Raw genomic sequence first — 24,345 nt, 5'->3', positions numbered from 1 at the left:
AATTTCCGACAGCCAAAGCATGAAACTGTGCTTGGCATATAGAAAAGGCCCTGTCATTACAGGGCCTTTTCCGTGGAGGGACCGACGGTATCACAAAGTTGCTCGGTCATAGCAGTGCTAAGATGACAACTGTCTGACACTCTGATTCTTAAGGCTGAAATAGCACATCATGAAGTGCAAGCCGTGAGACAAGAGTACTACCCCGGTTCATCATGACTTTTACAAACAACTAATCTTGGCAGCTTACTTAAATGTCGACTCCAGAAGCTCAGGCATATCACGTTGATTTCGCACTACACACACTAGGCTGGAAGGCCTTTCAAGACTTGTGTGCGCAGATCATGGAGGAGGAGTTAAAGACCACAGTCTCGGTGTATCGAGAAGCCCAAGATGGCGGTCAAGATGCAGTGTTTCTAGCGAAGAGCCCTGATGAACTAACTGTGGTGGGTTCGGTGCAATGCAAGTTTTCAAGCAAGCCTGAACAGCGCCTGCGGCCATCTGATATCACCAGTGAACTTGACAATGTAGAACAGCTAGTTCGTAAGAACATGGCAACCATCTATTACTTTATTACAAGCATGGGGGTGGATGCCGATGTTGCTCGAGATATCCGTGAAAAACTATCAGCACAGGGAGTAACCGAGCCCCATGTTGTTGGCAAGGAGTGGTTACTCGGCAAAATCAAAGGGAGCCCCCGCTTGCGAGCGCTGGTGCCTCGAGTCTATGGTCTTGGAGACCTATCAACAATTCTTGATGAACGATGTGCCGTGCAAACTCTTGCTTTGCTCGGGGATCACCGCAAGGCGCTCAACGTGTATGTACCAACGGCGCCACATCGAGCGGCTGTTGACATCCTGGCGAAACACAAGCTGGTGCTCCTTCTTGGCGCCCCAGCAACAGGAAAGTCTACCCTAGCCGCAATCCTTGCCATGATGGCTGTCGACCAGAACGAAGTGCAGGTATTTAAGTGTGATGGACCAATAGAACTTAAACAGCACTGGAATCCTAATGATAACAAGCGCCTATTCTGGGTTGATGACGCATTCGGTGCCAATCAACTGCGGCCTGAATATGTAAACGCATGGATTGAGTTCATGCCGAAGCTCAAGACGGCACTTGACCATGGTTGCCACTTAATCCTCACATCACGTACGCACATTTGGATGGATGCTAAGCCTCGACTTGGTTCCAGAAATCACCCGCTTTTAGAGTCAGAATCCGCAGTTGTCAGCGTTGGCAATCTAACGCAATCTGAGCGTGAGCAAATTCTCTACAACCATTTAAAGGCAGGAACCCAACCATCTAGATGGAAGACGAGGATAAAAGAACACCTGCATGATCTTTCTAAACAATTCGGCCTGCTCCCAGAGCTTGCGCGACGACTTGGAGATAAGGATTACACTGGGCACATCCGAAGACTTCCTGATGACCTGATGCGTTTCATCGCCCATCCTCAGGAATTCTTGGTTCAGACATTCCTGGAGCTTTCGATAGAGCAACAAGCAGCGCTGACATTGGTGTTTCTCACGAGGTCTCGATTACAAGTTAACGTGCTTCCGGAAAGCGAGATTAGCTTGGTAACAATAAGCTATGGTGTGACCAAGGCCCAGATAGTTCAGGCCCTGCAACAGTTGGCTGGTACATTTATCATCCGGCGAAGCGATGGTGATAAAGAATATTGGGCTTTCTGGCACCCGACATTTGCCGATGCTATCAGCGAAATTCTGAGCAAGCGTCCGGACTTGATTGAGGTCTATGTTCGAGGAGCTGGGTTGGACACGCTTCTTACAGAAGTGCTCTGCGAAGGTGCTACTCCTGTTCGCGATGCTGTAGTTGTCCCACTCAGCCGCAGTGAAATACTAATTGATCGATTGATTGAAGCTCCCGACGAAGAGAGTGCAAACACTCAACTGTTTGAGTTTCTGAATCATCGACTCCCCAAGGAATTAATTCGCAAGGTTTTGGAGCGGGCCCCCGATATTCTCAGTAGGAAAGCCCTGCATTTTAGATGGACCCGCTTCCGCCGCAGACAAGATATCAGGCTTCGGGCAACAGCCCATGAGATGGGGTTACTAGGTGAGGAAATGCGCTCGGAGACGGTGACAATGCTGCAGGACGGCGCTCTTTACACGCCTGACGCATCATTCATCATTGATGACAGTATTCTCGCGATGTTCCGACCTTTGGAGCTAATGTCCCTGACGGCAGGCCTGCTGGCCAAGCTAGATACAGAGATTTCACAAAAAATCCTAGATTGTCGAGAAAACGCAGACCCAGACAGCGACATCGATAGTCAGTTCGAGGAAGTCTCGGATTTCCTCGAAAACCTCCGATATCTAGTTGAGGCTGATAAAGTCTTCGAAGAAAAATATAACGAACTTATTGCCGAATTGGAACAAGCCAAGAATGATGTAGAAGCCGAAAAATCCCAAGAGGAAGAGGAGGACAGTTTGTATAGCCATGTTCCCCAAGCTATGCAGCTTCAGGAACATGGCGGCCGCTCAGTTTTCAGTGACATTGATGAGTAATCAAATGACTTGGTTTACATGTAAAAGTTCAGTCTTGATCTGACAGTCGGGAACCAGAAAAAAAATGGGAGACTGTCAGTTCGGGTCTGAACTTCTACAGATAAGAGAAGTTATGCTTGCACTGACAAGGTTAAGAATTTTCGTGGCCTGATGAAATCAAGCAAAGCCCTACATTTGAAATCCCCTCCCGAGTAACGAAACTCACCATCATCGCTAATCTTCAGCGCATATTTTTTATTGTTCAGATATCTCTCAAAGCAAAACACACCATCATTCAGCTGATAGCTCTGTATAAATCCCCTATCCAATTCAGACCAATCCAGATACAAGCAATCCAAGACATGAATATTGACGTCAAACAAATAAACAACATAATTTACAGCATCAAAACACTCATTTTCCAAAACAACAAAGAATCGCTCACTTTTACCTAAACGATACTGGATAAAGACAGTTTCACAATATGTCCTTACTCCTGTCCTATTGCCATCAAACAGTAGCAAGTAATAAGCACCCCCATCATTTGATGTTTTCTCATCTTTAAGCAAGCTGAAGTTGGTTATTGCATCTGCCACTTTGAAAACTCCTCCAGTTCCTCATCCGAGCTATCAATCACATGCTCCGTCAAAGCCCCACCAGCAAGACTACCGGCAAGAACAACAGCAATCGCACAAATCGGTGCACCAGGGCCACACAGTGGAGTTATAGCTAGACCCGCAAGAACTCCACCAGCCATACCACCACCAATCACAGCCCCTTGTTTTATGGCTTCCTTTTTTTTGTTCTCTGCATTTACAACTGCATGAGCAGCCAAAGCCGCTGTTACAACCCAAGCGACCTTCCCCATAACCTTCAATTTTTTTACTTTGGCATTTATAGGACCGTTTGGACGCGCAGAAGATTCAATAATTGCGTAGTAAACCTTGTTTTGTTCTACTGGAGTCAGTGCATCAAAGCTTTTATTAAATAGCGTCCCAGACTTCTTTTCTAGCAACTCTTTGACTGTCAGTCCTACTCTCTTGTGCTTTTCCGCAGCAGCAACTCCTTGCGCTGAAGTAAACGTTCGATGTTCCATCATAATTTTATTGCGCATTTCTATAGAAAATTCCATGCCCTCTTTGGCTGTTATACGGCCGGCGTGAACCTCCTCAAGAACAGCCTGCCCCATCCGTTCAATATTGCCCTGATAAAGACTTCTCACCTTGGCGTCATTAATAACATCCGTCGCAAACCTTGCCGCAGCTGCCTCCAACATATCCAAGCTTTTCTTGAGCGGGGACTCCAGCTCATGCCTCTGGTTCACCTGGTAGTAGCCTCGGTACTCGATCTTATACTCGGGAGCGCTGGCCCCGCTGGTGGTGGATGTGCCGGCACTGCGGCTTCTGCCATAGGTCACGGTATCGCTCATGTCTCAGCCCTCGATCAGATTAAGGATTTTACTGGAGAGGTTTTCGTCGCTAACGTCTTCATTTTCCGGGATTTCAACATGGATGCCCGCGATCTCCGCAATGGAGTCGATCCGCAAACAGCTGGCCTGGTCAAATGTCATCTCCTTCGAACTGCCGTCGTCGAAGTTGATGGTACAGGCCAAGCCTTGGTAGTTCTCCTGGCCCGGTAAGGTAAACTCGACCCAGTTCGGGCCTTGAGCCGGCAAGGCCGCCCCTGCCGCAATCATCGCGCTCAGCGGCCCCGGCACCCTCTTGGCTGCGCCAGGTTCGGTATCCACCGTGGCTTGAGATTGGGAGGCAATCAGAACCGCGCCGCAGGAAGTTTGCATCCCCTCCACCGCTACATTCTTGCCCATGAAGATGACGTTTTGCGCCCCGGCCACGATGACGAACTCTGTCTTGCACTGCGGACAGTAGCCACGGTGGCCGATGCCGGACGCGTTCTTGCCATAGATATTGAAGTTGGGAAATGACTCCAGCACGGTGCCGCCATGTGAAGTGGTATCGCCCTCCCGGACGATTGCGCGCGCAGCCATAGTTTTCCTTTCCATTCAAGAAACTAGCTTCCGGCACGCCACGGGCATTCTCGGCAATTATTCTTAAGATATCAACTAAACGAAACCGCCTACCCCGATTAGTCCACCCAGAGACATTAATCTCCTCCGCCAGTGGCTTGACGCCCCATCCCCGCCTCAGTACCCTGTGCCTCGCGCTGCGCCCAATAACGCCGCGTCGGGTTTGGAAGCCCGTGATCTACTGAACCTAGCGGCACCGCCGCTGTATAGGTTCGCCTAGCTGTACCCTCGTAGTACCCGCAAGAGGGCAGGCCGTGGCATTGAGCCTTACGGCTGCCGTAGTAGATCGCGGTCTTCCAACCTTGTCACGTGCCTGTCCAAGCCTCTCCGGACAGGCTTCAAAGCTGACTAGGAGACCGCAATGACCCCTTCCCATCCGCACTCCGCTTTCGCCAAACCACCGCCTGATCCACAGACCCAATCCCTGGCCGCCTGCGCCCTGGCCTTGAATTGCCTCGTCACCTTGCGTCACGCGCTTGACGCTTTCCAGTCCCATGCCTCACAGACACATCAACCCCGTTTGCAGCATCTGGCCTGCGCCGCCACCGCGGTGCTGGATGATTGCGCCAGCCAGTTGCACAGCCTTTCCTATGATTCCCTTCCCAGCCCGCCAGGTGAGAAGCAGACAAACCCAGACACCGCGCGGCGCTGAGGTTCGGCGGAACTTCATGGGAGCTAGGGATGAATACTCGCTTTGTTGAAGCCTTTATCTGGGTGGCGCGTTTGGGCAGCTTTCGCGCTGCGGCGGACCGGCTGTTTCTGACCCAGGCCGCCATTTCCCACCGCATCGCCGCGCTGGAGCAGGAGTTGGGCGGCCGGGTGTTTGAGCGCAAGCCGCGTGGGCTGAGGCTAACGCCCTTGGGTAGCCGGCTTTTGCCTTACGGCGCGCGCTTGCTGGAGTTGGAAGCGGAGATCATGCAACTGGACCAGCCTGGCGCGCCTTTGCTGGGGCTGGTGCGCATTGGCGTGATAGAAAGCGTGGCGCATACCTGGCTGGTGCGTTTCCTCCAACGCCTGCAAAGCAAGCACCCCGGCATTGAGGTGCAGTTGAGTTCTGAAACCACGGAAAAACTGCGCCATAGCCTGCGCGCGGCGGAGATCGACATCGCCTTGCAAAGCGATGCGGCGCTGGGGGACGGCATTGTCAGCCGGCCCTGTCTGCCGCTGGCCATGGGCTGGGTGGGGCCGCCGGGCAAGGCGCGGCCGGAGGAGGCCCGCCTGGACCAGTTGCTGCGCACGCCCATCATCACCATGAGCCGTGGCTCCCAGCCTTATTTGGCGGTAAAGGATTTGTACCGCAAGGCGCGGCTGCCGCCGGGCAAGGTGCATTGCGTCAGCTCCATCGCCGCCCTTGCGCGCTTGGTGCAGGCGGGCTTTGGCTATGCGCTGCTGCCGCTGGCGCCGGTGCGGGACAAGATAGAGCGCGGGGATTTGCGTTGGATTCCCTGCGCGCAGCCGCTGCCAGCCCAGCAGTTGGTGGTGAGCCATCTGGAGCGCGACGCGTCGGAAGCCATCAACTTGGCGGCGGAGCTGGCTTGCCGTGAATCGGACGATTTTGTCCGCGCCCTGCCCGCCCCTTATGCGCCGCCGGCGGAATTGGCCTTGATAGATGGGCCAAGCTGCGCCGATAAGAAAAGCTGATCAAGCGCCGCAAGAATTACTCGTTTGTCCTGCTGCGGCTCGGCGGCGATCATCGCGACATGCCAGCAGCCTTCCGGAGGCTTTCCATGCGCCCCAGTTCTCCCGCCATGCTCGTGGTCGCGTCCAATGTCGACGCGGCGGACGAAGCCGATTTCAACCAGTGGTACGACCGGGAACACCTTGAAGAGCGCGTGCGCCTGCCGGGTTTTATCTCCGCCGCGCGCTATCAGTCAGAACAGGCGGAACACCGTTATCTGGGCTTGTACCGCGCGCAGTCCCTGGACTGTTTCTCCTCAGATGCTTATCAAGACGCGTTCCGGCATCAGACCGAGTGGTCGCAAACCAATTTGCGGCGCATGCGCCAACCCATGCGTCGGGTTTGCCGGGTGTTGGCGGAAGTGGGACAAGGCAGCGGCCGTTACCTGCTGATGCTGCCGCTGTCCATCATGGCCCGGGCCGATGAACTCACCGCCCAAGCGCGGGCCTTTGGCCAAGCCCATATTCAGTCCTCCGGTTTTGTCCGCTCTTGCTTGCTGTGGCCGGACGCGAAACTCAGCCAGCCGCTGCCTAACGAGTCGCTGAGCAATCGTCTGCTGCGGCCCTTGTTGCTGATGGACTGCAGCTATGAAGCAGCGCGCCGGCGAGCACTGGAGCTGGCCTGTTTGCTGCTGGACGGCAAGGAGCAGGACGCCGCCCGTTACGATCTCAAATGGAAGCTGTTTGCCGAGGAGCTGAAACGATGACGCAGACCCGCGCCGCAGCAACGCCGCCGGACAGCCGAACCGCCGCCCGCCCCAAGATGGGCCGCCTGGCCATGGCCAGCATGTTGGGCACCACGCTGGAGTGGTACGACTTCACGGTGTACAACCTGATGGCGGCCCTGGTGTTCAACGTGCTGTTCTTTCCCTCCTTCGATCCCTTGACCGGCACCATCCTGGCGTTTTCCACTTACGCGGTGGGTTATCTGTCTCGCCCCTTGGGCGGCGCGGTGTTTGGCCACCTGGGCGACAAGCTGGGCCGCCGTTTCGTGCTGATCGCCACCCTGCTGCTGATGGGCGTGGTTACCGGCCTGATGGGGCTGCTGCCCACTTACCGGGATTGGGGCATCTGGAGCCCGCTGCTGCTGGTGAGCCTGCGCTTTTTGCAAGGCGCGGCGATTGGTGGGGAATGGGCCGGCGCGGTGCTGCTGTCCATGGAGCACGGCGCGCCGACGCAGCGCGGCCGCAATGCGTCCTTTACTCAGGTGGGGCCGTCCTGCGGCACGTTGCTGGGCACCGGGGCGATTGCCGCGCTGTCCTGGTGGCTAAGCCCGGACGCCTTTCTGGAATGGGGCTGGCGCGTGCCCTTCCTGTCCAGCGTCCTGTTGGTGGTGTTTGGCCTGTGGCTGCGGCGCGGCGTGGAAGAAACCCCGGTGTTTCAGGCCTTGGAAAGCCGCCAGCTGAAGGCGGCCACGCCGGTGCGGGATGTGTTCACCGGGCATTGGCGGCGCTTGCTGCTGGCCGGTGGCGTGCGCATCGGTTCCGATGTTTTGTACGCGCTGGTGGTGGTGTTCACGCTGACTTATGTGACCACGGTGCTGCAACTGCCGCGCTCGCTGGCCCTGACGGTGACGATGATAGGCGCGGCGGTCAATGCGCTGGCCGTGCCGCTGTTCGGCATCTTGTCGGACCGCTGGGGCCGCCGCCCGGTGTACGCTGCGGGCGCTTTGCTGGGCGTATTGTGGGCGTTCAAGTATTTCCAGTTGATGGATAGCCAACAGCCGCTGCAAATAGGCGTTGCGGTGGTGGGCGGCCTGCTGGTCCACGCGATGATGTACGGCCCGCAAGCGGCTTTCGTCACCGAGCAGTTCCCGTCTCGCGTCCGCTACGCCGGCTCGTCCTTGGCTTACACCCTGGCCGGCATCGTAGGCGGCGGCTTCGCGCCCTTGATCATCACCAGCCTGTACCGGGCCTTTGATTCCACGCTGGCCGTTTCCGCCTATGTGCTGGCCGCCCTGTGCCTGACGCTGCTGGCCTTGCTGCTGGCGCGGGAAACAGCGAAGCAGCCATTGGAGGAGTAAACAAGATGAGCACGCTGACTTTTCAGATTGAAGGACTGGTGCCGCTAAGCTTCGAGCCTCGGCGGTTGATCATCGCCGGCTGGACCGGGCGGGACAGACAAGCCGTGGAACATCACATCCATGAACTGGCGGCGCTGGGAGTAAGCCCGCCGGCCAGCACGCCTTGCTTCTATCCCTTGTCGCCCCAGCTGCTCACCACGGCCGCCCGGATAGAAGTCCCTCGCGCCCATTCCTCCGGCGAAGTGGAATACGTGCTGCTGGCCGATGCCGACGGTTTGTACGTGGGCGTGGGGTCGGACCATACCGACCGCCAGGTGGAAGCCTACGATGTGACGGTGTCAAAGCAAATGTGCGCCAAGCCCCTTAGCGTCGGGCTGTGGCGTTTCGACGAGGTGGCCGCGCATTGGGATCAGCTACAGATGCGCTGCTGGCGCAGCCGCAACGGCGAGCGCGAGTTGTATCAGGAAGGCAGCGCCGCAGGCCTGTTGCCCCCCCTTGGAGCTGATCGACCGCTATGGCGGCGGCCCAGCCCTGCCGGCGGGCAGCGTGCTGTTTGGCGGCACCTTAGCCGTTAAGGCCGCGCTGGGGCATGGCGAGGCCTTCGAGCTTGAACTTCACGACCCGCTGCTGGGGCGCAGCCTGCGCCACGCTTACCGCGTCAAGGTGTTGGAGGTGGCGGAATGAAGCAAGACGCCAATGGCTCCATAGAGCATGAAGCGGCAAATGCCTCGCCCATGGAGTACGCCGAGCCGCCGGTCATGGAGCAATTAAGACGCTTGAACCAAAACCTGTGCAACGCTCAGGACCCAAACGCATTGCCCCAGCTTGCCCGCCAACTGGCCCGGCAATGCGAAGAGATGGACGCCTGTCTGGTACAGGGCCTGGTCGACATCCACGCCGCCCATCTCGGCCTGCAGGCCATTCTGACCTTGCTGCAACGCCGCGACGAACCCTTGCTGTTGAGCAGCGAGGAAGCCGCGGCACTGTTGGAGCCGGTACAGCAGCGCTTGTGTCAGGGCTTAAGCTGCATTAACCGCCTGGTGTAGTCTGCCGCACTGCCAAGGAGAGCCTGCACTCCTTGGCGCCCAGTACATCAAGAAGCGGCGCTTAGAGCGCGTTTACGATCTCGCGAGACAAGGCGAAAACGCCTGAGAAAGCGGAATGTACGCGTGGTACATGAGCATTTCGAAGGCGTACTCACCGTGTAACACATCCACGACGCGCAGCAGATCGTAAACAGATTCTTAGTAAACGCGGCCGCCGCGGCTGGCACAGCGGAAGCCCTGTACCTGGCGCTCTCCCTCGCCGCGGAGGCGGCGCAGCAAGTCAGCCGCGCGGTTTTGGACACCGTGCTGCGCGAACCCGGCCCGTGGCTGCATTCACGCTGGGTGGTGACACTGGATTACGCGCCCAACAACCAGCAGCACTGGCCGCACGACAGGCTGATCGGCCTAAACAGCAGCGTCTCCACGCTTAGCGGCCTGGCGGAGCTGATCGCCCCGCCTGGCAAGATGCCGGTCAGCAAGGCGGAACTGGTGAAGCTAGCCACCGCCTGCCAGCTGCGTTTGGTGGAGCGCATAGGCAGTTAGAGCGGCTGACAAAACCCCTGATGCTGCGTTGCGCCGACTTGCCGTACACAAGGTCCTGTCCGCGTCGGAGCGCCTTGCCTCAGCCGTAAAACTGAGTTTTGTTGGCTAATCGCGCAGCGCAATAAGAAACACCGCTTCAATGTTGCGAAGCGGTGTTTTCGTCAAAAGAGTCCTAGTAGTTTAAATGCGACCTACCCGTCGGCTTCTTTCTCAAAGTATTGACTTGGATATGCGGCCAGCGCGTCACTTGCCCATTGGAGCCAAACATGAACTCAAAAAACAGCACCTGCTCATATTGAAGCTGCAATACCTCACAGCCGTCGCTGTCTATCACGGTTTGTATCCATAAATTCAGATTCATTTCCGTAACATTGGCAAAGGTGCTCACAAATGGCGTATTTAAAATCCCGCCTTGCGGCCCGCCGTTGTGCTTGCTGCTGAGTTGAATCAGCGTATATTTTTTGATGCGCTGATCTTTGATCACATCACGCAATCGCAAATCCGGGCGAACGGAATATGGGTAGTTTGGGTCAGCGACAATCCGCTGGAAATAAGTCAGATTGCTGTCCGGTTGGGTGGCCGGCAATGACTTGTCAAACGCCCAAGCCGGCGCGGGTTCATCCAGATTAAGCGGCGCGGCCGGCGTGCCCTCCTGAACCGACAGCAGTGCGGCTGCGCCCATGCTGGGTGAAATCGCGAGCGGAGACCCAGCCAGGGGCACGGGGTTGGCAGCAACGGCAGCCGGCACCGTATTATTGTCTTGCGGCGGCGGAGTCGTTGGCCACGAGTTGGTAAAAGGCTGAGTCCAACAGTCGGTGCCGGTGGGATATTCCGGTTTGCCAGGAATATCCGCCTGAAATCCACCGGTGATCATGATCGCACTGCCATGGGGTATGGTCCCGCTACGCGCAATGGAATAAGGCGGCACGTAATTTGGTCCGTTGGCGCCGGCGCCAATGGCAATCCCAGGGAAGCCGTTATCGGAAATAACGGATTCTTCAGTAGCCGCATGGTTGTACATCGGGTTCATCCACAAATACATGCCATCTTCTTCGTGAATGCCCACGCCGTCACTAACGCGTTGTATGCTTTGATTGTATTTCACCGCGCCCGCAAACTGCTCGTTGGTGCCGCCCCGATTCCGCACCCCGCCATCCACCAGGGAAAACGTGAGTTCTTCGGTATAGTTTTCACAGAGGAAGTGGAATATACCGAAAATGGTTTCAGAATTCGTCCCCGGCGACGGCATACAGGTGGTATGCAAGCCCCACCCCAGATTCGTCTTATCCGGATTGTAGTTAACCCATGTGCCTTCCAGCTGCTTCAGCACACCATAATCAGCCGGCTGATCCAGTACTTTATCCGAATATTCCGGATAAGGCGGAGCTGGCGTTTGAACCACATTGTTTTCAGGCATACACACCTCGCATGATCATTCATTTTGATAAAGGGCGGTGCAGCGAAAAGACGATAAAAGCCGTGTCAGCTTTACGGGACTTGCTGTACAAATAAAAACACGTCAATGAAAGACTGGTTTTCTAGCAAAATTTGTATTTGTATGACCGAAATACTCTGCAAATCTCCAGCCATAAAATGAAGTAAATTTCGCCATACAAAAATCCTAGCACCAGACATGACAATGTCAAGGCAAATTCTATTGATTATTTTATTATGAATAGAGAACGTCTAAGTTAGGCGAAATTTTCTGAGAAACCATCTTTGGAGAGAATGCGGTCATGGGGACGGTAGAACCGAAACCCAAGCACAGTGGAGGTGATATCGCCCTCCCGGGCGATTGCGGTACAGCCGCCGCCTTCCATCCGCACTTCGCTTTCGCCAAACAACAACAGCCCGTAAGCCACTCCTTGCCTATGGCGAGCGCTTGCGAAGACTAGAAACGGGGGAGCATGCAACTGGAGCGATGTGCACACCTATGCGGGGGACTGCGTGCATCGGTGTGATAGAAAACGGGGCACGTAACTGATTGGTGCAGGCTCTTCCACAGCAATCAATCAAGCAAAAATCTATACACATTCCCCTCCTCTACAAAGAAGGCGAAACGCTTGCCCGCCAAGGGCACAAATCGGCCGGACTTAATCGCGTACTCATGGAGTACCACCCCAGCCGGCTCATCCTTGCCACTCCGATAGCGATACTCAAGCTTGTCGAACCGTACTTGGCCGTTCAAAAACCTAAGGCCCTGACAGGATGCAAACAGGCTGGGTAGCTTCCATCCTTGAGGCTTGGATCTGCCCAAGCGCAACAGGTAGACCGACTTGTGCCTCGCCGCCGTACCCGAGGCCGATGCTGGGGTATTTTCCACACATGCCCAACCGGTGGCGAAATAGGCTACGGCCTCTCTCCCCAGATCGCCTGCATTAACCACCTCGCCGGGAAAGGCTCTGATCGACTTGGCCAACCATGTCCGCCCATCCAGGATGATCTTGCCCTCTTTCAGCTCTACCTTATGATGGCGACCCGCTGCCATGCCCTGCCAAACATATCGGACCTCCGGTTCCCCCTCCAGGCTGAAAGGCTCTAGCTCGACACTAGGAGACGGGAATAAGCGATTTGGCAAGCGGCTATAATAGGTCTCATAACCATTAAACACCTCAGCAGCCAAGGCCAATGTTGGCAGAAACAGTAAAACCGCGAAATGATTCATGCGCATATCATTACAAGGTCAGCAGAAACAAGCCGTTCTAGCGCCACTTAGCCTGCATAGGTTTCAGAACTAAGCACTTTACGCTTCAACAGGAACCAATCCCTGCTTTTTCCAACATTCAAACCTTGCGTTTGTTGCTACGCTCATCGCAACGATAGCCATCTGGTGATCAAACTCAGGTAACTCACCCAATTTCTCCAAGAGTTCCTCCATGCCTTCCGCATTGCTTGAAATGCGACAAAACCGACCACCTCCAGCAAGCACCCAAAACACGTCATCTACAAACGGCCCTTGATCCGTGGTTTCGATACTTACCTCGCTCAGATCGGCCCAATGGAACTCAATATCCTCACCCTTCAATGGGCTATGGATAATTTTACTCTCATCAAACACAACCTTCTCCACGGCTCGTCTTGACTTCCACTTAAACAATCGAGACAAAAACCCCATACCACCTCCCTGGCACAACCAAAAATACTCCCCTTCCGATAATTCACAAGGGGGTTAACTGCAGATACTTGACCGGTTTTAGCGCCCCTGATATTAATCGATACTTAAAATCACTAAAGGCATATCGAATCTTTCCCTTCTTATCAATCAGCACATTATACCTATTACCGTTCTCGTATTTTCTAAAGGAAAAGACACCATCCTTCAGCTCGTAACTATCAATCAATTCATCATCACGGCCATCAGGCGAAAATAGATGCACGCGATCCAAAACCAGAAAATCTTTTGTTAAAAGATAAAATTCATAATTAGTTTCCTCCCAGGGAGCATTCTGAAATACTAAAAAATAACGTTCAGAATCTTCCATCCAGTACTGAGCAAAAACCGACTCGCTCATTACCTTGACGCCTGTTTTCTGGCCGTTATGCAAAAGATCAAAGTAAACAATCACACACCCTGGCTTTCTTGGGCTTTCTATCACATCAAATTCTTTTATTGCATTTGCCATCTAGCTCCCTCTCCCCCTCACTAGGCCATACTCTACCATTCCCAGCAGATGAATAGGGGCGCAGGCATTACCCCTGCACAGCCAGGGCCAGAAATTTACGCGGCTTAATGAAGTCGAGCAATGCCCTATATTTGAAATCTGCCCCCGAGTAACGGAGCTCCCCCTCATCACTAATCCTCAGCGTATACTTTTTATTGTTCTCATACTTTTCAAAGCAAAACTCATCATCACTCAACTGATAGTGCTGTATATGCCCAGGGTCCCCCTCAAACCAAATAACATTCATACAATCCAGCACTTCACAACGGGCATCTAGCAGATAAAAAACATAATCATCCCCCTCCCAATAGCTATTCTCCAACACTATTAAATATCTATTGCTTTTAACTAGATGATATTGCGCAAAAATCGATTCACAATACGTCCTCACTCCCGTTTTATTTCCATCAAACAATAGGAAGTAATAAATATTCCCATCGTTTGATGGCTTATCATCCTTAAGCAAACTGAAGGCAGTTATTGCATATTCCATTTTGCAAACTCCTCCATTTCTTCATCAATACTATCAACTATGTGCTCTGACACCCCCGCACCAATAACACTACCTACCAAGACAACAGCAATTGCACAAATTGGCGCACCCGGCCCACATATTGGCGTCACAAGAATACCTGCCAGATAGCCACCCGCCATACCTCCACCAATAATAGCCCCTTGCCTCACTATCTCTTTCTTTTTATCCCCTGCATTAGCAATCGCATAAGTAGCCAAGGTTGCCGTCACAACCCACCCCACTTTCCCCATCACATTTATTACTTTCACTCTTGTATTTATTGTGCCACTTGGTCGTGCTGAAGATTCGATAATCGCATAGTAAACCTTATTTTGTTCAACAGACGTTAGACTATCGAAACCTTTATTAAATATTTTCCCAGCAGTCTTATCCAATAACTCCTTGATAGTCCGTCCTTTTAATTTATGTTTTTCCGCTGCGGCAACACCTTGTGCCGAAGTGACCGCTCGGTGCTCCATCATAATCTTATTCCGCATATCGGTAGCAAACTCCATGCCTTCCTTGGCCGTCATACTGCCCGCATGAACCTCGTCTAAAACAGCTTGCGCCATCCTTTGTATATTTCCCTCATAAGAAACTCTTATTTTCGCATCATTAATAGCATCCGCCGCAAAGCGTGCCGCTGCGCCTTTCATGTCCGCAATGCTTCTCTTTAATGGCGACTCGAGTTCATGATTTCTATTGACTTGATATTGCCCTAAGTATTCTATTTTATGCGATGGGATACTTACCCCACCAATCGTTGAAGTACCTGCACTTCTACTTCGACCATAAGTCACGTCAGTCATTGGTTAAACTCCAATCAAATTGGCAAGGGTGCGAGTCATGCTCTCGCTACTATCCACATCGATATCATTTTTCAATTCGACTTTAACCCCGGTGATCTCAGCAATAGCATCAATCCTGACACAGCCATCTTGACCAAACTTAACCTCTTTTAAGCTACCATCACTGAAGTTAACCAAACAAACCAAGTCTGCATAATTTTCCTCTGCGGGAAGCGAGAAACCAATCCAATGCTGGCCAACCGCCGGCAAGGGCGCCCCCGCCGCTATCATCGCGCTCAGCGGCCCGGGCACCCTCTTGGCTGCGCCAGGGTCGGTATCTACCGTGGCTTGAGACTGGGAGGCAATCAGGACTGCGCCGCAGGAAGTGAGCATCCCTTCCACCGCCACATTCTTGCCCATGAAGATGACGTTTTGCGCCCCGGCCACGATGACGAACTCTGTCCTGCACTGCGGACAGTAGCCACGGTGGCCGATGCCGGATGCGTTCTTGCCATAGATATTGAAGTTGGGGAATGACTCCAGCACGGTGCCGCCATGTGAAGTGGTATCGCCCTCCCGGACGATTGCGCGCGCAGCCATAGTTTTCCTTTCCATTCAAGAAACTAGCTTCCGGCACGCCACGGGCATTCTCGGCAATTATTCTTAAGATATCAACTAAACACAGTCGCTTACTCCAAGTCATCCATGCGGAGACAATAATCTCCTCCGTCGGCGGCTTGACGCCCCACCCCCGCCTCAGTACCCTGTGCTCGCGCTGCGCCCAATAACGCCGCGTAGGGCTGGCAAGCCCACAAAACCTTTCCCCAGACCAGCTAAGTCCAAAAGACCGCGGCCCGTCTGGTGCCACGCATGTCCCCACTCCTGGACAGGCCGTGGCAGGGAGCCTTCACGGGCTGCCGGTTCTGAAAGGTTTCCGGTCTTGCCACCTTGTCACGTGCCTGTCCATGCCTCGCCGGACAGGTTTCCAACGCTGACTTGGAGACCGCAATGACGCCTCCCCTCTTTTTCGCCACTGCCGCAAAACCGCCTCCCACGGCCCATCCTGCCGGATGTCTGCACCCGCCTGTTTCGAAGCGATATATTTTTAACAAATTAAGTTGTATTTTTTACTGCCCTATGGTTTCATCCGTTGGCAACGCAGTGGATCGAAGCAGTGACTTTGCTCCTGCGTCGTCAAACCAGATGTTTGTGCTCAAGGATTGTTACTGCGCAAGCAGGCAAAACCTGATGACTTGGCTGAGGCCAAGCCGTCAGGTTTTTTTGTTTTCAGGGTGCGCGCTATGAAAATCAGCAAAATCTTGAACAACAATGCCGCCCTCGTGTTGGATGAACACCAGCATGAGCTGGTGGCCATGGGTTGCGGCCTGGGGTTCCAAAAGCGGCCGGGAGACGCGCTGGACCCGGCCCGGATCGAAAAACTCTTCGCCTTGCAAAACCATGAACTCACATCCCGCTTGAGCGAAGTCTTGAGCACCATTCCCACAGAGGTGATGGCGGTGTGCGCCGACATCCTCAAGCTGGCGAAAAAACAATTGGGCAGACTGCCCGAGGAGGTTTATCTAGCGCTGCTGGATCACTGCCATTTCGCGATTGAACGCCAGCGCCTGGGCATTACCCTCCACAATGCGCTGCAATGGGAAATGCGCAGGCTTTACCCAAGAGAATTCGCCATTGGCCTGCAAGCGCTGACGCTGATCCAACAGCGGCTGGGGCTGAGCCTGCCAGAGGATGAGGCTGGTTTCATCGCCTGGCATTTGGCGAATGCCCAATTGAATGGCGAAGCCTCTGAAATGCAAGCCATTACCCAGTTGATGCAACAGGTTCTGCGGATCGTCACCTACCAGCAAGGGCATCCACTTGACGAGCAAGCACTGAACTACCACCGCTTCATCGCCCACCTAAAGTTTTTTGCGCAACGCGTGCTGTCTCAGCAGCAATTACCCGCGGGAGACTCCGCTTTGCATGCGGCGGTGAAGGCAAGCTATCCGCAGGCATGGCGCAGCGCGGAAAGCGTTGGCGGCTTTATTTGGGAGCAGTACCAGAAGGAGCTTGGGTTGGACGAGATGATGTTCCTCGCCATCCATATCAGCCGTCTATAAGTCTGATCTTTACTCGCCGGCTGGTTTGACCAGCCAAGGCATCAACAGGGTTGTTACTGTCTAGAACAGGCAAAACCTGGCCACGCTTTCCCGATTGCGGGTGGGTGTGGCCGGGTTTTTTTTTGAGCATTCGCTCGCCGCAGGGAGGAAAACAATGGACACACTCGCCAAACAAATCGTCGCGGAAGTTGGCGGCAAGGACAATATTCTGAGCCTGGTGCATTGCGCCACCCGGCTGCGTTTCAAGTTGCGCGATTCCGGGCGGGCCCATGCGGAAACCTTGAACAATCTGCCCGATATTCTGATGGTGCTGGAGAGCGGCGGGCAATTCCAGGTGGTGATTGGAAACCGGGTGGCGGAGGTCTATCAGGCCATTTGCCAAGTCATTGATCTGGACGATGAGGCTCCGCTAGCGGGCGGGACCAAGAAAGAGGGGCTGCTAAGCCGTTTCATTGACGTGGTCTCCGCTATTTTTACGCCCACCCTCGGCATCTTGGCCGCCTCCGGCATCCTGAAAGGCTTGCTGTCGCTGGCGCTGGTGAATGAATGGATGAGCGAAACCGGCGGCACCTATTTACTGTTGTTTGTGGCCAGCGATGCTTTGTTTTACTTCTTCCCACTGGCCTTGGGGTATACCGCCGGCAAGAAGTTTGGCGGCAACCCTTTCACGGCGATGGCCCTGGGCGGCGCGCTCACTCACCCGCTGTCCATCGCGGCCTTTAATGCCGCGCAGCAAACGGGTGCACCGTCCTTGGACTTTGCCGGCATTCCCATCGTCTTCATCAATTACAGTTCCTCAGTGATCCCCATCATTCTCGCCGCTTGGGCCAGCAGCCATCTTGAAGCCCGCTGCAACCGAATCCTGCCCGCCGCCATCAAAAACTTCCTGACCCCGCTGCTGTGCTTGAGCCTGATCTTACCCTTGACCTTCCTGCTGATCGGCCCGGCCGCTACATGGCTGGGACGCTTGCTGGCGGATGGTTTTCAAATCCTATATGACTTGGCTCCGATGCTGGCTGGCGCGGCGCTGGGTGGCTTGTGGCAGGTTCTGGTGATCTTTGGCTTGCATTGGGGCCTGGTGCCGCTGATGTACAACAACTTGGCTCTGCTGGGTTACGACACCATGGGCGCGCTGCTGCTTCCGGCGGTAATGGGGCAAGTGGGCGCTACGCTGGGGGTTTTCCTACGCACCCGCGATACGCGCATGAAGTCATTAGCGGGCTCAGCGTTGAGCTCCGGTTTATTCGGTATTACGGAGCCCGCCATTTATGGCGTGACCTTGCCGGCAAAACGCCCCTTCCTCTTTGGTTGCATCAGCGGCGCCTTGGGAGGCTTGATCCTGGGTTACGCACGCAGCCGCGTCTATTCGCCCAGCCTGCCCAGCATTTTTACCTTCTCCCAGCTGATTCCTTCCAGCGGAGTCGATTTCACCGTCTGGGGCGCCATTGTCGGCAGCCTGCTGGCAGCCGGCCTCGCCGCGCTGCTCACCTTCTTTTTCGGCCTACCCAAAGCTACGGCTGGCCTTGCCTCGACGGCGGCGGAAGAGGCCCCGGTTGTAGCCGAACCGACATCGACTTTCCAAGTTCTGTCCCCTATCCACGGCCAGACTCAAGCGCTCAACACGGTGCCGGACCCCGCCTTCGCCAGCGGCGTGCTGGGCAATGGCGTGGCCATCCTGCCGCATAGCGGGCGGGTGGTGGCGCCGTTTGGTGGCCACGTCAAATCCCTCTTCCAATCTTGCCACGCCCTGGTGCTCGTCGCAGACGACTGCACCGAAATGCTGATCCATGTCGGCATCAATACCGTCAAGCTCGATGGCCGCCACTTCCGCGCCCATGTACGGACAGGCGACTCCATCGCAGCGGGCGATCTGCTGTTGGAGTTTGACCGCGCCGCCATTGCAGAGGCCGGCTTCGATATGACCAGCCTAGTGCTGATCTGCAACCCCGGCTGTACGCAAGTGCAGTCCATCCCCACGGCCGAGGTAGAGGAGTTGGCTCCCCTACTGACCGTCAGCCGTTAACCACAGTATCAGGAGATGAGAAATGACATTGTTTCCCGCTGATTTTTTATGGGGCGGCGCCTTGGCCGCCAATCAGGTGGAAGGCGCTTACCTGGCCGATGGCAAAGGCCTGTCCACCTCGGACGTGCTGCCGCAGGGGATTTTTGGCCCTATCACCCAGCGAGAGGCCGGCGACAGCTGCCTCAAGGACCAGGCCATCGATTTTTACCACCGCTATCCGGAAGACATCGCCCTGTTCGCCGAGATGGGCTTTAGCTGCCTGCGCGTGTCCATCGCCTGGAGCCGCATCTTTCCCCAAGGCGACGAGGACGCGCCCAACGAGGCCGGGCTGGCGTTTTATGATCGCCTGTTCGACGAGATGGCCAAGCACGGCATTAGGCCGCTGGTCACGCTCTCGCATTATGAAATGCCTTACGCGCTGACTCAGCGTTACAGCGGCTGGGCAAGCCGCCAGACCATTGGCTTTTTCGAGCATTACGCCCGCACGGTGTTTGCCCGCTATCGCGACAAGGCCAAATACTGGCTGACCTTCAATGAAATCAATATGGCGCTGCACGCGCCGTTTACCGGTGTCGGCCTGCCGCCGGACAGCGGCAAGCAAGCCATCTACCAAGCCATCCATCACCAATTGGTGGCCAGCGCGCGCGCGGTGAAAGCCTGCCACGAGCTGGTGCCGGATGCCCGGATCGGCAATATGCTGCTGGGCGATATCGTCTACCCGCTAAGCTGCCGGCCGGAAGACCTGCTGGCTTGCCAGCAACGCAACCGCGACTGGCTGTTTTTGGGCGATGTGCAGGCGCGAGGCGCTTATCCGGCCTATATGCAGCGCTTCTTCCGCGAGGAAGGCATTGAGTTGGACATCCACGCGTCCGACTTAGTGGACCTGCGCACCACCGTGGACTTCATCTCCTTCAGCTACTACATGTCCGGCTGCGCCAGCGCTAACCCTGACTTTGCCCAACAGGCAGGCGGCGTGCTGGGCATGGTGCCCAATCCTCACCTGCCAAGCTCTGACTGGGGCTGGCAGATCGACCCACAAGGGCTGCGCTACCTGCTCAACCTGCTCTACGACCGCTACCAGAAGCCGCTGTTTATCGTGGAGAACGGCCTGGGCGCGCGTGATGAGGTAACGCCGGACGGCCGCATTCATGACGACTACCGCATCCAATACCTCAACGATCATCTGATCCAAGTGGCCGAGGCCCTGGACGATGGCGTCGACCTCCTCGGCTACACCAGTTGGGGGCCTATTGATCTGGTTAGCGCCTCCAAGGCGGAGATGTCCAAGCGCTACGGCTTCATTCACGTCGATCTGGACGACCAGGGCCATGGCAGCCTGGAGAGACGGCGCAAGGACAGCTTTTACTGGTATCGCGACGTGATCCGCAGCCGGGGGCAAACGCTGAAGCCGGCCGGTTAAACCCCGCAGCGAAAATCCCGAGGCCTGTCAGCGGCAGGCCAAACCCACAACAGGCGCTGCCATAGGCCAGGGGCTGGTTTTGCCTGCGCCTATGCCGACGCCGGAAGCATCAGGAGACAAACATGCCTACCCTGTTCTCTACCAACCCGCGTCCCTTCCTGCTGGCCTTGGGCCTGACCTTGGGCGTTTTGCTAAGCCCGGCCATCGCGCAAGCCGATAGCGGCCGCGATGACATCCCCGCATGGAATGGCACGGTGCTAGGCTTCGAACCACAGGCCGGCGACTTGCTAAGCCGCCGCCTTGGACTGCGCCAGGCATTGCAGGCCTTTGGCTTTGAGTACCAATTGGCCCATATCAGCCAAACCGCCTACAACGCCAAAGGCGGTTACAACACGGACAAGAAAGCCGAATACATCGACCAGTTTTCGCTGACCTTCACCCAAAACTTGGAAATGCTGACCGGCATTCCCGATGCCGCGATTGAGGGCAATATTGTCAACCGCAACCATGACAACAACCTGACTAGCACGCGGCTGCAAGATCCTCGTGTCGGCTTCAATGACCTGGCGCAGGAAAGCTGGGGCGGCCAGTCCATTACCCGGCTGGGCTGGCTGAATTTCAGGAGGAGCTTTCTCGACGGCAAGTTGCAGTGGCGGATTGGGCTGATGAACAAGGTGCAAGACTTTGACCAGATCATTCCCTGCGACTTCCAGATGCTTAGCCTGTGCGGCGGCAAATCAGCGGACTCAGGCACCTGGTATAACTGGAATGTTCATTACTGGGGTAGCACTGTGCAGTATCGGCTCACGCCGGAGCTAACCCTCTTGACCGGCCTGCTGGAGCAAAACCCGCAAGCGCCGTCGCGCAGCCACGCCTGGAGCGTATCCACCGACGGCAGCCGGGGCATTCTGCTGCCGCTGGAAGCCGAGTGGCGCACCCGGCGCTTCGGGCTGCCGGGCATTTACAGCCTGGGTCTGCTTTACACCAATGCCAAGCAAACCGACCTCTATCTTGGTCAGTCCGGCGGCCCCGGCGCCGTTGATCCAGCGGGCTATCGCCAGTACCGCAACACGTGGTTCTTGTATACCGGCTTCAACCAACAGCTGACCCGCCATGCCGATAACGTTAATCGTGGGCTAAGTATGTCCTGGAGCCTGAGCTTGGCGGACCAGCGCAGCAATAAGTCGCGTTATTCCAGCTCTCTGGCATTGCGTTATCGCGGCCCCTTCGACGCTCGGCCAAACGACTGGCTGGCGCTAGGCGTAGCCAAAATGCAAGGCAGCGCCAATTTTCGCCGTGGCCAAAACTTCCTGAACCAGCAAAACGAAGCCGAGGACTACAGCGATCCGCGTTACGCGCCGCTGCCGGAGTCTTCCGTGAATGCCGAATTGTATTATCGCTTCAAAGCAACCCCGTGGCTGGAGTTACAGCCCCTGATCCAATATTGGGGACGCCCCGGCGGTATTGCCCAAACTTCCGACGCCTGGGTCGTGGGCCTAAAAACCGCCATCAATTTCTAATGTGGAACCCAAAGAATTACGCCCCTTACGGGGCTTTTCCAAATGGGTAAAAACAAAGGAATGCCACGATGAGTACTGACTTGCCCGCCATGGAGCAATTAAGACGCTTGAACCAAAACCTGTGCAACGCTCAGGACCCAAACGCATTGTCCCAGCTTGCCCGCCAACTGGCCCGGCAATGCGAAGAGATGGACGCCCGCCTGATGCAAGGCTTGATCGACATCCGCGCCGCCCATCTCGGCCTGCAGGCCATCCTGACCCTGCTGCAACGCCGCGACGAACCCTTGCTGTTGAGCAGCGAGGAAGCCGCGGCGCTGTTGGAGCCGGTACAGCAGCGCTTACGTCAGGGCTTAAGCTGCATTAACCGCCTGGTGTAGGCTGAAGCCCCAAGAAGCGCCCGCGTTCCTTGGGGCTCAGGCGCGGGGCAAACGCGGTCGCCTTAACGACTGCCGGCTTTTTTAAGCCCTTCGGCAATCATTCCCGGTTCATAAATGGATTTCACCGCTTTCATGAAAGGCATGCCCCACACATTGGCATGCGCGGCGCCATTGAATGGCTGCGCAAACACATGCTCCTCTTGCATCATCACATTCCACACAATCCCGCCAAACCATGCGCAGTTGTGAATGGGCGTATAGACGCCATTCTGTGGATCGGCATTGGGCACCCCCATGGCCAAGCCGGCAAAATAGCTCGCCATATTCAGCTCGGGCACAATCACCTGCTCAAGGATTTTGATTTGTTTTTGCGGGCTTTTCAGATGCACACATCTTTGAAGGTGGAATTTTCTAGTCGGGCTATCTTGCGAATTATTTTTAACATAACCTTTGCCTTCGCGGTAACTATAAGACGAGGGAGTGTTGGTACCGATCCGGTCATGGAACACATTAATCCAGGTATGGCCAAACTTGCCCGATCCAAACTCCTTGGTCAGGTGCGTCATCACGGCTCTGGAGCGATTGATGTAATCCTCTGGTGGAAATTGGTTGGCTACTTCATCCGCCTTCTTGATGATGGGAGCCATGTCCGTCTTTTCCGGGGTGCGGTTGGTTCTAATGCAGATTTGCGGATAGGCTATGCTGGGGTCTCCATTGGGCATGGTCTGATCCGCCAATATCTCCGCATAAGCCGTGCAAGACAGGCTTGTCAACACCACGAAACCGAAAATCCCTTGTTTTATTTTCATCCATTATTCCTCGAATTTAATCAATACCCGCTGCGCCAGTAAACGATCGAAAAGTACGGCCATTCAAACGCACCGCGATCTCTTTGGCATGAATCATGCCAGACGCAACCCTACTCTCAATTTTTCCTAAATTTTATAGGACGGGTACTAAATTAATTCTTCAGAATATATTTCTTATTGACACAGTTATTTAAAGGACGATGGTTATTATCGTGGGATGGCTCTGTTGCACCAATCCGCCAGCACTGTAACTTGGTAAGCCCCCAGCACCCAATGAGAAAACCTACAAGCTCTAATCCAGCGTGGCTCCCTGTCCATCTGCCTGGCCATGGAAAGGCTTTTCACTGAACATGCTCGAACAGGCTCTTAGACCCGCTAACAAAACCCCTGATCCTGCGTCGGCGCGCCTTGGCTCAGGTTTTCTGGGAGGTTTTGTTAGCGGCGCTAAGCGATTGGGCTGGGCGATCCTGAAACGCCGGAGCGACTACCATCTGCGCTGCTTGGTGGAAACCAAGATGCGATGCAGAGCTTCAAGAGCCTGATTGGGCCGCCCCGGCTCCAGCGGACATCCCTTCAAAACACACCTGCAGAATGTGCTTGATGATGTCTTCATCTTGGTATTTCCCATACACGCGCAGATACTCCACCGCGGGATCACAGGTTCGAGAGTAGTAGCTGAAAAGAATCACATCCGTTGGCATCTCCGCCTTCAGTTCGCCTTGCTTCTTGGCCTGCTCAACAATGCCTTGCAAGGTCTTGTGCAACTTAATGACCCGGCCAACGTAAGTCATGCTGCGCGTCAACATGCCGCGTACTTGCGGGCTGGCTGACGGCAAGAAAGGCAACCCGCCAGCAAGCCGAACCCTTAGCGCCCAGGCCAAGAGATCACGCAGGCGGGCCAGTGGGCTCAGCCTTGAGTCTTGTTGCGCCAAATAGTGCAGAGCATCGTCCAGTAAACGGATCATCACCTCGGTGGCCAGCTCATCTTTGGATTTGAAATGCTTGTACAGGCTGGGTTTGGAAATACCCGCTTCGTTTGCCACATCGTCCATGGTCATCAGGTCGAAGCCCTTGCTCGCCAACATGCGCGTCGTCGCGTCCAACACCGCCTGTTCGCGCAGCTTGAAAGCCTGATCTTTGAAGCTGAGCCTGCCTAAAATACCCATTGGTAACACCTTTTACTGATTGGTAGCATTTTTTCCAAACCGGTTATATCCTGAATATAAAGCACCGCCCAGCGGCTGCCAAGTTAACCCGCTCAACCCATACGCC

General features: G+C 55.1%; 26 protein-coding genes. 14 read left to right on the top strand and 12 right to left on the bottom strand.

Annotated elements, in window-relative coordinates:
• The first annotated feature begins 251 nt into the window (after positions 1-251).
• Positions 252-2,528 carry an nSTAND3 domain-containing NTPase gene (locus HA052_RS09100; protein ID WP_206118845.1) on the top strand — a complete coding sequence of 759 codons (2,277 nt, stop codon included), beginning with the start codon at positions 252-254 and terminating at the stop codon, positions 2,526-2,528.
• 110 nt (positions 2,529-2,638) lie between these two features.
• On the opposite strand, the gene HA052_RS09095 is transcribed toward HA052_RS09100, so the two are convergent.
• The 3 genes from HA052_RS09095 to HA052_RS09085 are packed head-to-tail and all read right to left on the bottom strand — an operon-like array spanning position 2,639 to position 4,512.
• Positions 2,639-3,103 (bottom strand): hypothetical protein, encoded by a 465-nt coding sequence (locus HA052_RS09095; protein WP_166451690.1) that lies wholly within the window; start codon positions 3,101-3,103, stop codon positions 2,639-2,641.
• Positions 3,088-3,936, bottom strand: a complete 849-nt coding sequence (locus tag HA052_RS09090; RefSeq protein WP_206118844.1) for a hypothetical protein — start codon at positions 3,934-3,936, stop codon at positions 3,088-3,090. Before HA052_RS09090 ends, HA052_RS09095 begins: the two co-directional genes overlap by 16 nt.
• 3 nt (positions 3,937-3,939) lie before the next feature.
• Positions 3,940-4,512: a PAAR domain-containing protein gene (locus tag HA052_RS09085; RefSeq protein WP_166451689.1), complete on the bottom strand. Its 573-nt coding sequence runs from the start codon at positions 4,510-4,512 to the stop codon at positions 3,940-3,942.
• 400 nt (positions 4,513-4,912) lie between these two features.
• On the opposite strand from HA052_RS09085, the gene HA052_RS09080 reads away from it, so the two are divergent.
• The 8 genes from HA052_RS09080 (at position 4,913) to HA052_RS09050 (ending at position 9,840) form a co-directional block, all read left to right on the top strand.
• Positions 4,913-5,203, top strand: a complete 291-nt coding sequence (locus HA052_RS09080; RefSeq protein ID WP_166451688.1) for a hypothetical protein — start codon at positions 4,913-4,915, stop codon at positions 5,201-5,203.
• A 29-nt stretch (positions 5,204-5,232) separates the two neighbouring features.
• Positions 5,233-6,192, top strand: a complete 960-nt coding sequence (locus tag HA052_RS09075) for a LysR family transcriptional regulator (RefSeq protein ID WP_166451687.1) — start codon at positions 5,233-5,235, stop codon at positions 6,190-6,192.
• An 86-nt stretch (positions 6,193-6,278) separates the two neighbouring features.
• The gene (locus HA052_RS09070) at positions 6,279-6,935 is read left to right on the top strand and encodes a DUF4286 family protein (RefSeq protein WP_166451686.1); all 657 of its coding nucleotides are present in this window, start codon (positions 6,279-6,281) and stop codon (positions 6,933-6,935) included.
• On the top strand, positions 6,932-8,251 hold the full coding sequence (locus HA052_RS09065) for an MFS transporter (RefSeq protein ID WP_166451685.1): 1,320 nt from the start codon (positions 6,932-6,934) through the stop codon (positions 8,249-8,251). The genes HA052_RS09070 and HA052_RS09065 overlap by 4 nt, the downstream gene beginning before the upstream one ends.
• Positions 8,252-8,256: 5 nt before the next feature.
• The gene (locus HA052_RS09060; protein ID WP_206118843.1) at positions 8,257-8,826 is read left to right on the top strand and encodes a DUF2848 family protein; all 570 of its coding nucleotides are present in this window, start codon (positions 8,257-8,259) and stop codon (positions 8,824-8,826) included.
• Entirely contained in the window at positions 8,798-8,935 is a 138-nt protein-coding gene (locus HA052_RS27365) for a DUF2848 family protein (RefSeq protein ID WP_206118842.1), read from the top strand. Before HA052_RS09060 ends, HA052_RS27365 begins: the two co-directional genes overlap by 29 nt.
• Positions 8,932-9,297 carry a DUF1484 family protein gene (locus tag HA052_RS09055; protein WP_166451684.1) on the top strand — a complete coding sequence of 122 codons (366 nt, stop codon included), beginning with the start codon at positions 8,932-8,934 and terminating at the stop codon, positions 9,295-9,297. The genes HA052_RS27365 and HA052_RS09055 overlap by 4 nt, the downstream gene beginning before the upstream one ends.
• A 294-nt stretch (positions 9,298-9,591) precedes the next feature.
• Complete coding sequence (locus tag HA052_RS09050; RefSeq protein WP_166451683.1) at positions 9,592-9,840, top strand: hypothetical protein; 249 nt, start codon at positions 9,592-9,594, stop codon at positions 9,838-9,840.
• 172 nt (positions 9,841-10,012) lie between these two features.
• On the opposite strand, the gene HA052_RS09045 is transcribed toward HA052_RS09050, so the two are convergent.
• The 7 genes from HA052_RS09045 to HA052_RS09015 form a co-directional block, all read right to left on the bottom strand.
• On the bottom strand, positions 10,013-11,257 hold the full coding sequence (locus HA052_RS09045) for a peroxidase, FMP-type (protein ID WP_166451682.1): 1,245 nt from the start codon (positions 11,255-11,257) through the stop codon (positions 10,013-10,015).
• A gap of 591 nt (positions 11,258-11,848) precedes the next feature.
• Positions 11,849-12,505 (bottom strand): hypothetical protein, encoded by a 657-nt coding sequence (locus tag HA052_RS09040; RefSeq protein ID WP_166451681.1) that lies wholly within the window; start codon positions 12,503-12,505, stop codon positions 11,849-11,851.
• Positions 12,506-12,583: 78 nt separating this feature from the next.
• Positions 12,584-12,955: a hypothetical protein gene (locus tag HA052_RS09035; RefSeq protein ID WP_166451680.1), complete on the bottom strand. Its 372-nt coding sequence runs from the start codon at positions 12,953-12,955 to the stop codon at positions 12,584-12,586.
• Positions 12,956-12,998: 43 nt separating this feature from the next.
• Positions 12,999-13,463 (bottom strand): hypothetical protein, encoded by a 465-nt coding sequence (locus HA052_RS09030; protein WP_166451679.1) that lies wholly within the window; start codon positions 13,461-13,463, stop codon positions 12,999-13,001.
• Positions 13,464-13,530: 67 nt separating this feature from the next.
• Positions 13,531-13,995: a hypothetical protein gene (locus HA052_RS09025; protein WP_166451678.1), complete on the bottom strand. Its 465-nt coding sequence runs from the start codon at positions 13,993-13,995 to the stop codon at positions 13,531-13,533.
• Positions 13,980-14,825, bottom strand: coding sequence for a hypothetical protein (locus tag HA052_RS09020; RefSeq protein ID WP_206118841.1), 846 nt, complete (start codon positions 14,823-14,825; stop codon positions 13,980-13,982). The genes HA052_RS09025 and HA052_RS09020 overlap by 16 nt, the downstream gene beginning before the upstream one ends.
• 3 nt (positions 14,826-14,828) lie before the next feature.
• Positions 14,829-15,404: a PAAR domain-containing protein gene (locus HA052_RS09015; protein WP_166451677.1), complete on the bottom strand. Its 576-nt coding sequence runs from the start codon at positions 15,402-15,404 to the stop codon at positions 14,829-14,831.
• A 701-nt stretch (positions 15,405-16,105) separates the two neighbouring features.
• Between HA052_RS09015 and licT the strand changes: the two genes are divergently transcribed.
• The 5 genes from licT to HA052_RS08990 all read left to right on the top strand — a co-directional run bounded on the left by licT (position 16,106) and on the right by HA052_RS08990 (position 22,264).
• Positions 16,106-16,924 (top strand): BglG family transcription antiterminator LicT, encoded by an 819-nt coding sequence (licT, locus tag HA052_RS09010; protein ID WP_166451676.1) that lies wholly within the window; start codon positions 16,106-16,108, stop codon positions 16,922-16,924.
• Positions 16,925-17,078: 154 nt separating this feature from the next.
• On the top strand, positions 17,079-18,947 hold the full coding sequence (gene bglF / locus HA052_RS09005) for a PTS beta-glucoside transporter subunit IIABC (RefSeq protein ID WP_166451675.1): 1,869 nt from the start codon (positions 17,079-17,081) through the stop codon (positions 18,945-18,947).
• A 22-nt stretch (positions 18,948-18,969) separates the two neighbouring features.
• Complete coding sequence (locus HA052_RS09000) at positions 18,970-20,367, top strand: glycoside hydrolase family 1 protein (protein WP_166451674.1); 1,398 nt, start codon at positions 18,970-18,972, stop codon at positions 20,365-20,367.
• 179 nt (positions 20,368-20,546) lie between these two features.
• Entirely contained in the window at positions 20,547-21,887 is a 1,341-nt protein-coding gene (locus HA052_RS08995) for a carbohydrate porin (RefSeq protein WP_206118840.1), read from the top strand.
• Between the two features lie 68 nt (positions 21,888-21,955).
• Complete coding sequence (locus HA052_RS08990) at positions 21,956-22,264, top strand: DUF1484 family protein (RefSeq protein ID WP_166451672.1); 309 nt, start codon at positions 21,956-21,958, stop codon at positions 22,262-22,264.
• A gap of 62 nt (positions 22,265-22,326) precedes the next feature.
• Here the strand turns inward: HA052_RS08990 and HA052_RS08985 are convergent, their stop codons facing one another.
• The gene (locus HA052_RS08985) at positions 22,327-23,073 is read right to left on the bottom strand and encodes a hypothetical protein (protein ID WP_206118839.1); all 747 of its coding nucleotides are present in this window, start codon (positions 23,071-23,073) and stop codon (positions 22,327-22,329) included.
• Positions 23,074-23,603: 530 nt separating this feature from the next.
• Positions 23,604-24,239, bottom strand: coding sequence for a TetR/AcrR family transcriptional regulator (locus HA052_RS08980; protein ID WP_166451671.1), 636 nt, complete (start codon positions 24,237-24,239; stop codon positions 23,604-23,606).
• Positions 24,240-24,345: the final 106 nt, after the last annotated feature.

Origin of the sequence: Chromobacterium fluminis (assembly GCF_011602385.1) — a bacterium.
In the GTDB taxonomy this organism is placed as follows: domain Bacteria; phylum Pseudomonadota; class Gammaproteobacteria; order Burkholderiales; family Chromobacteriaceae; genus Chromobacterium; species Chromobacterium fluminis.
Note: the sequence above shows the minus strand (reverse complement) of the source record. Positions and strands in the feature narration are given on the sequence as shown.

Coding starts and splice junctions, on each gene's coding strand:
- HA052_RS09080 (WP_166451688.1), top strand. CDS start 4,913: ATGACCCCTTCCCATCCGCACTCCGCTTTCGCCAAACCACCGCCTGAT.
- HA052_RS09030 (WP_166451679.1), bottom strand. CDS start 13,463: ATGGCAAATGCAATAAAAGAATTTGATGTGATAGAAAGCCCAAGAAAG.
- HA052_RS09000 (WP_166451674.1), top strand. CDS start 18,970: ATGACATTGTTTCCCGCTGATTTTTTATGGGGCGGCGCCTTGGCCGCC.
- HA052_RS09025 (WP_166451678.1), bottom strand. CDS start 13,995: ATGGAATATGCAATAACTGCCTTCAGTTTGCTTAAGGATGATAAGCCA.
- HA052_RS09085 (WP_166451689.1), bottom strand. CDS start 4,512: ATGGCTGCGCGCGCAATCGTCCGGGAGGGCGATACCACTTCACATGGC.
- HA052_RS09045 (WP_166451682.1), bottom strand. CDS start 11,257: ATGCCTGAAAACAATGTGGTTCAAACGCCAGCTCCGCCTTATCCGGAA.
- bglF (WP_166451675.1), top strand. CDS start 17,079: ATGGACACACTCGCCAAACAAATCGTCGCGGAAGTTGGCGGCAAGGAC.
- HA052_RS09015 (WP_166451677.1), bottom strand. CDS start 15,404: ATGGCTGCGCGCGCAATCGTCCGGGAGGGCGATACCACTTCACATGGC.
- HA052_RS09040 (WP_166451681.1), bottom strand. CDS start 12,505: ATGAATCATTTCGCGGTTTTACTGTTTCTGCCAACATTGGCCTTGGCT.
- HA052_RS09060 (WP_206118843.1), top strand. CDS start 8,257: ATGAGCACGCTGACTTTTCAGATTGAAGGACTGGTGCCGCTAAGCTTC.
- HA052_RS09075 (WP_166451687.1), top strand. CDS start 5,233: ATGAATACTCGCTTTGTTGAAGCCTTTATCTGGGTGGCGCGTTTGGGC.
- HA052_RS08980 (WP_166451671.1), bottom strand. CDS start 24,239: ATGGGTATTTTAGGCAGGCTCAGCTTCAAAGATCAGGCTTTCAAGCTG.
- HA052_RS09070 (WP_166451686.1), top strand. CDS start 6,279: ATGCGCCCCAGTTCTCCCGCCATGCTCGTGGTCGCGTCCAATGTCGAC.
- HA052_RS09100 (WP_206118845.1), top strand. CDS start 252: ATGTCGACTCCAGAAGCTCAGGCATATCACGTTGATTTCGCACTACAC.
- HA052_RS09055 (WP_166451684.1), top strand. CDS start 8,932: ATGAAGCAAGACGCCAATGGCTCCATAGAGCATGAAGCGGCAAATGCC.
- HA052_RS09035 (WP_166451680.1), bottom strand. CDS start 12,955: ATGGGGTTTTTGTCTCGATTGTTTAAGTGGAAGTCAAGACGAGCCGTG.
- HA052_RS08990 (WP_166451672.1), top strand. CDS start 21,956: ATGAGTACTGACTTGCCCGCCATGGAGCAATTAAGACGCTTGAACCAA.
- HA052_RS09090 (WP_206118844.1), bottom strand. CDS start 3,936: ATGAGCGATACCGTGACCTATGGCAGAAGCCGCAGTGCCGGCACATCC.
- HA052_RS08985 (WP_206118839.1), bottom strand. CDS start 23,073: ATGAAAATAAAACAAGGGATTTTCGGTTTCGTGGTGTTGACAAGCCTG.
- HA052_RS09065 (WP_166451685.1), top strand. CDS start 6,932: ATGACGCAGACCCGCGCCGCAGCAACGCCGCCGGACAGCCGAACCGCC.
- HA052_RS09020 (WP_206118841.1), bottom strand. CDS start 14,825: ATGACTGACGTGACTTATGGTCGAAGTAGAAGTGCAGGTACTTCAACG.
- licT (WP_166451676.1), top strand. CDS start 16,106: ATGAAAATCAGCAAAATCTTGAACAACAATGCCGCCCTCGTGTTGGAT.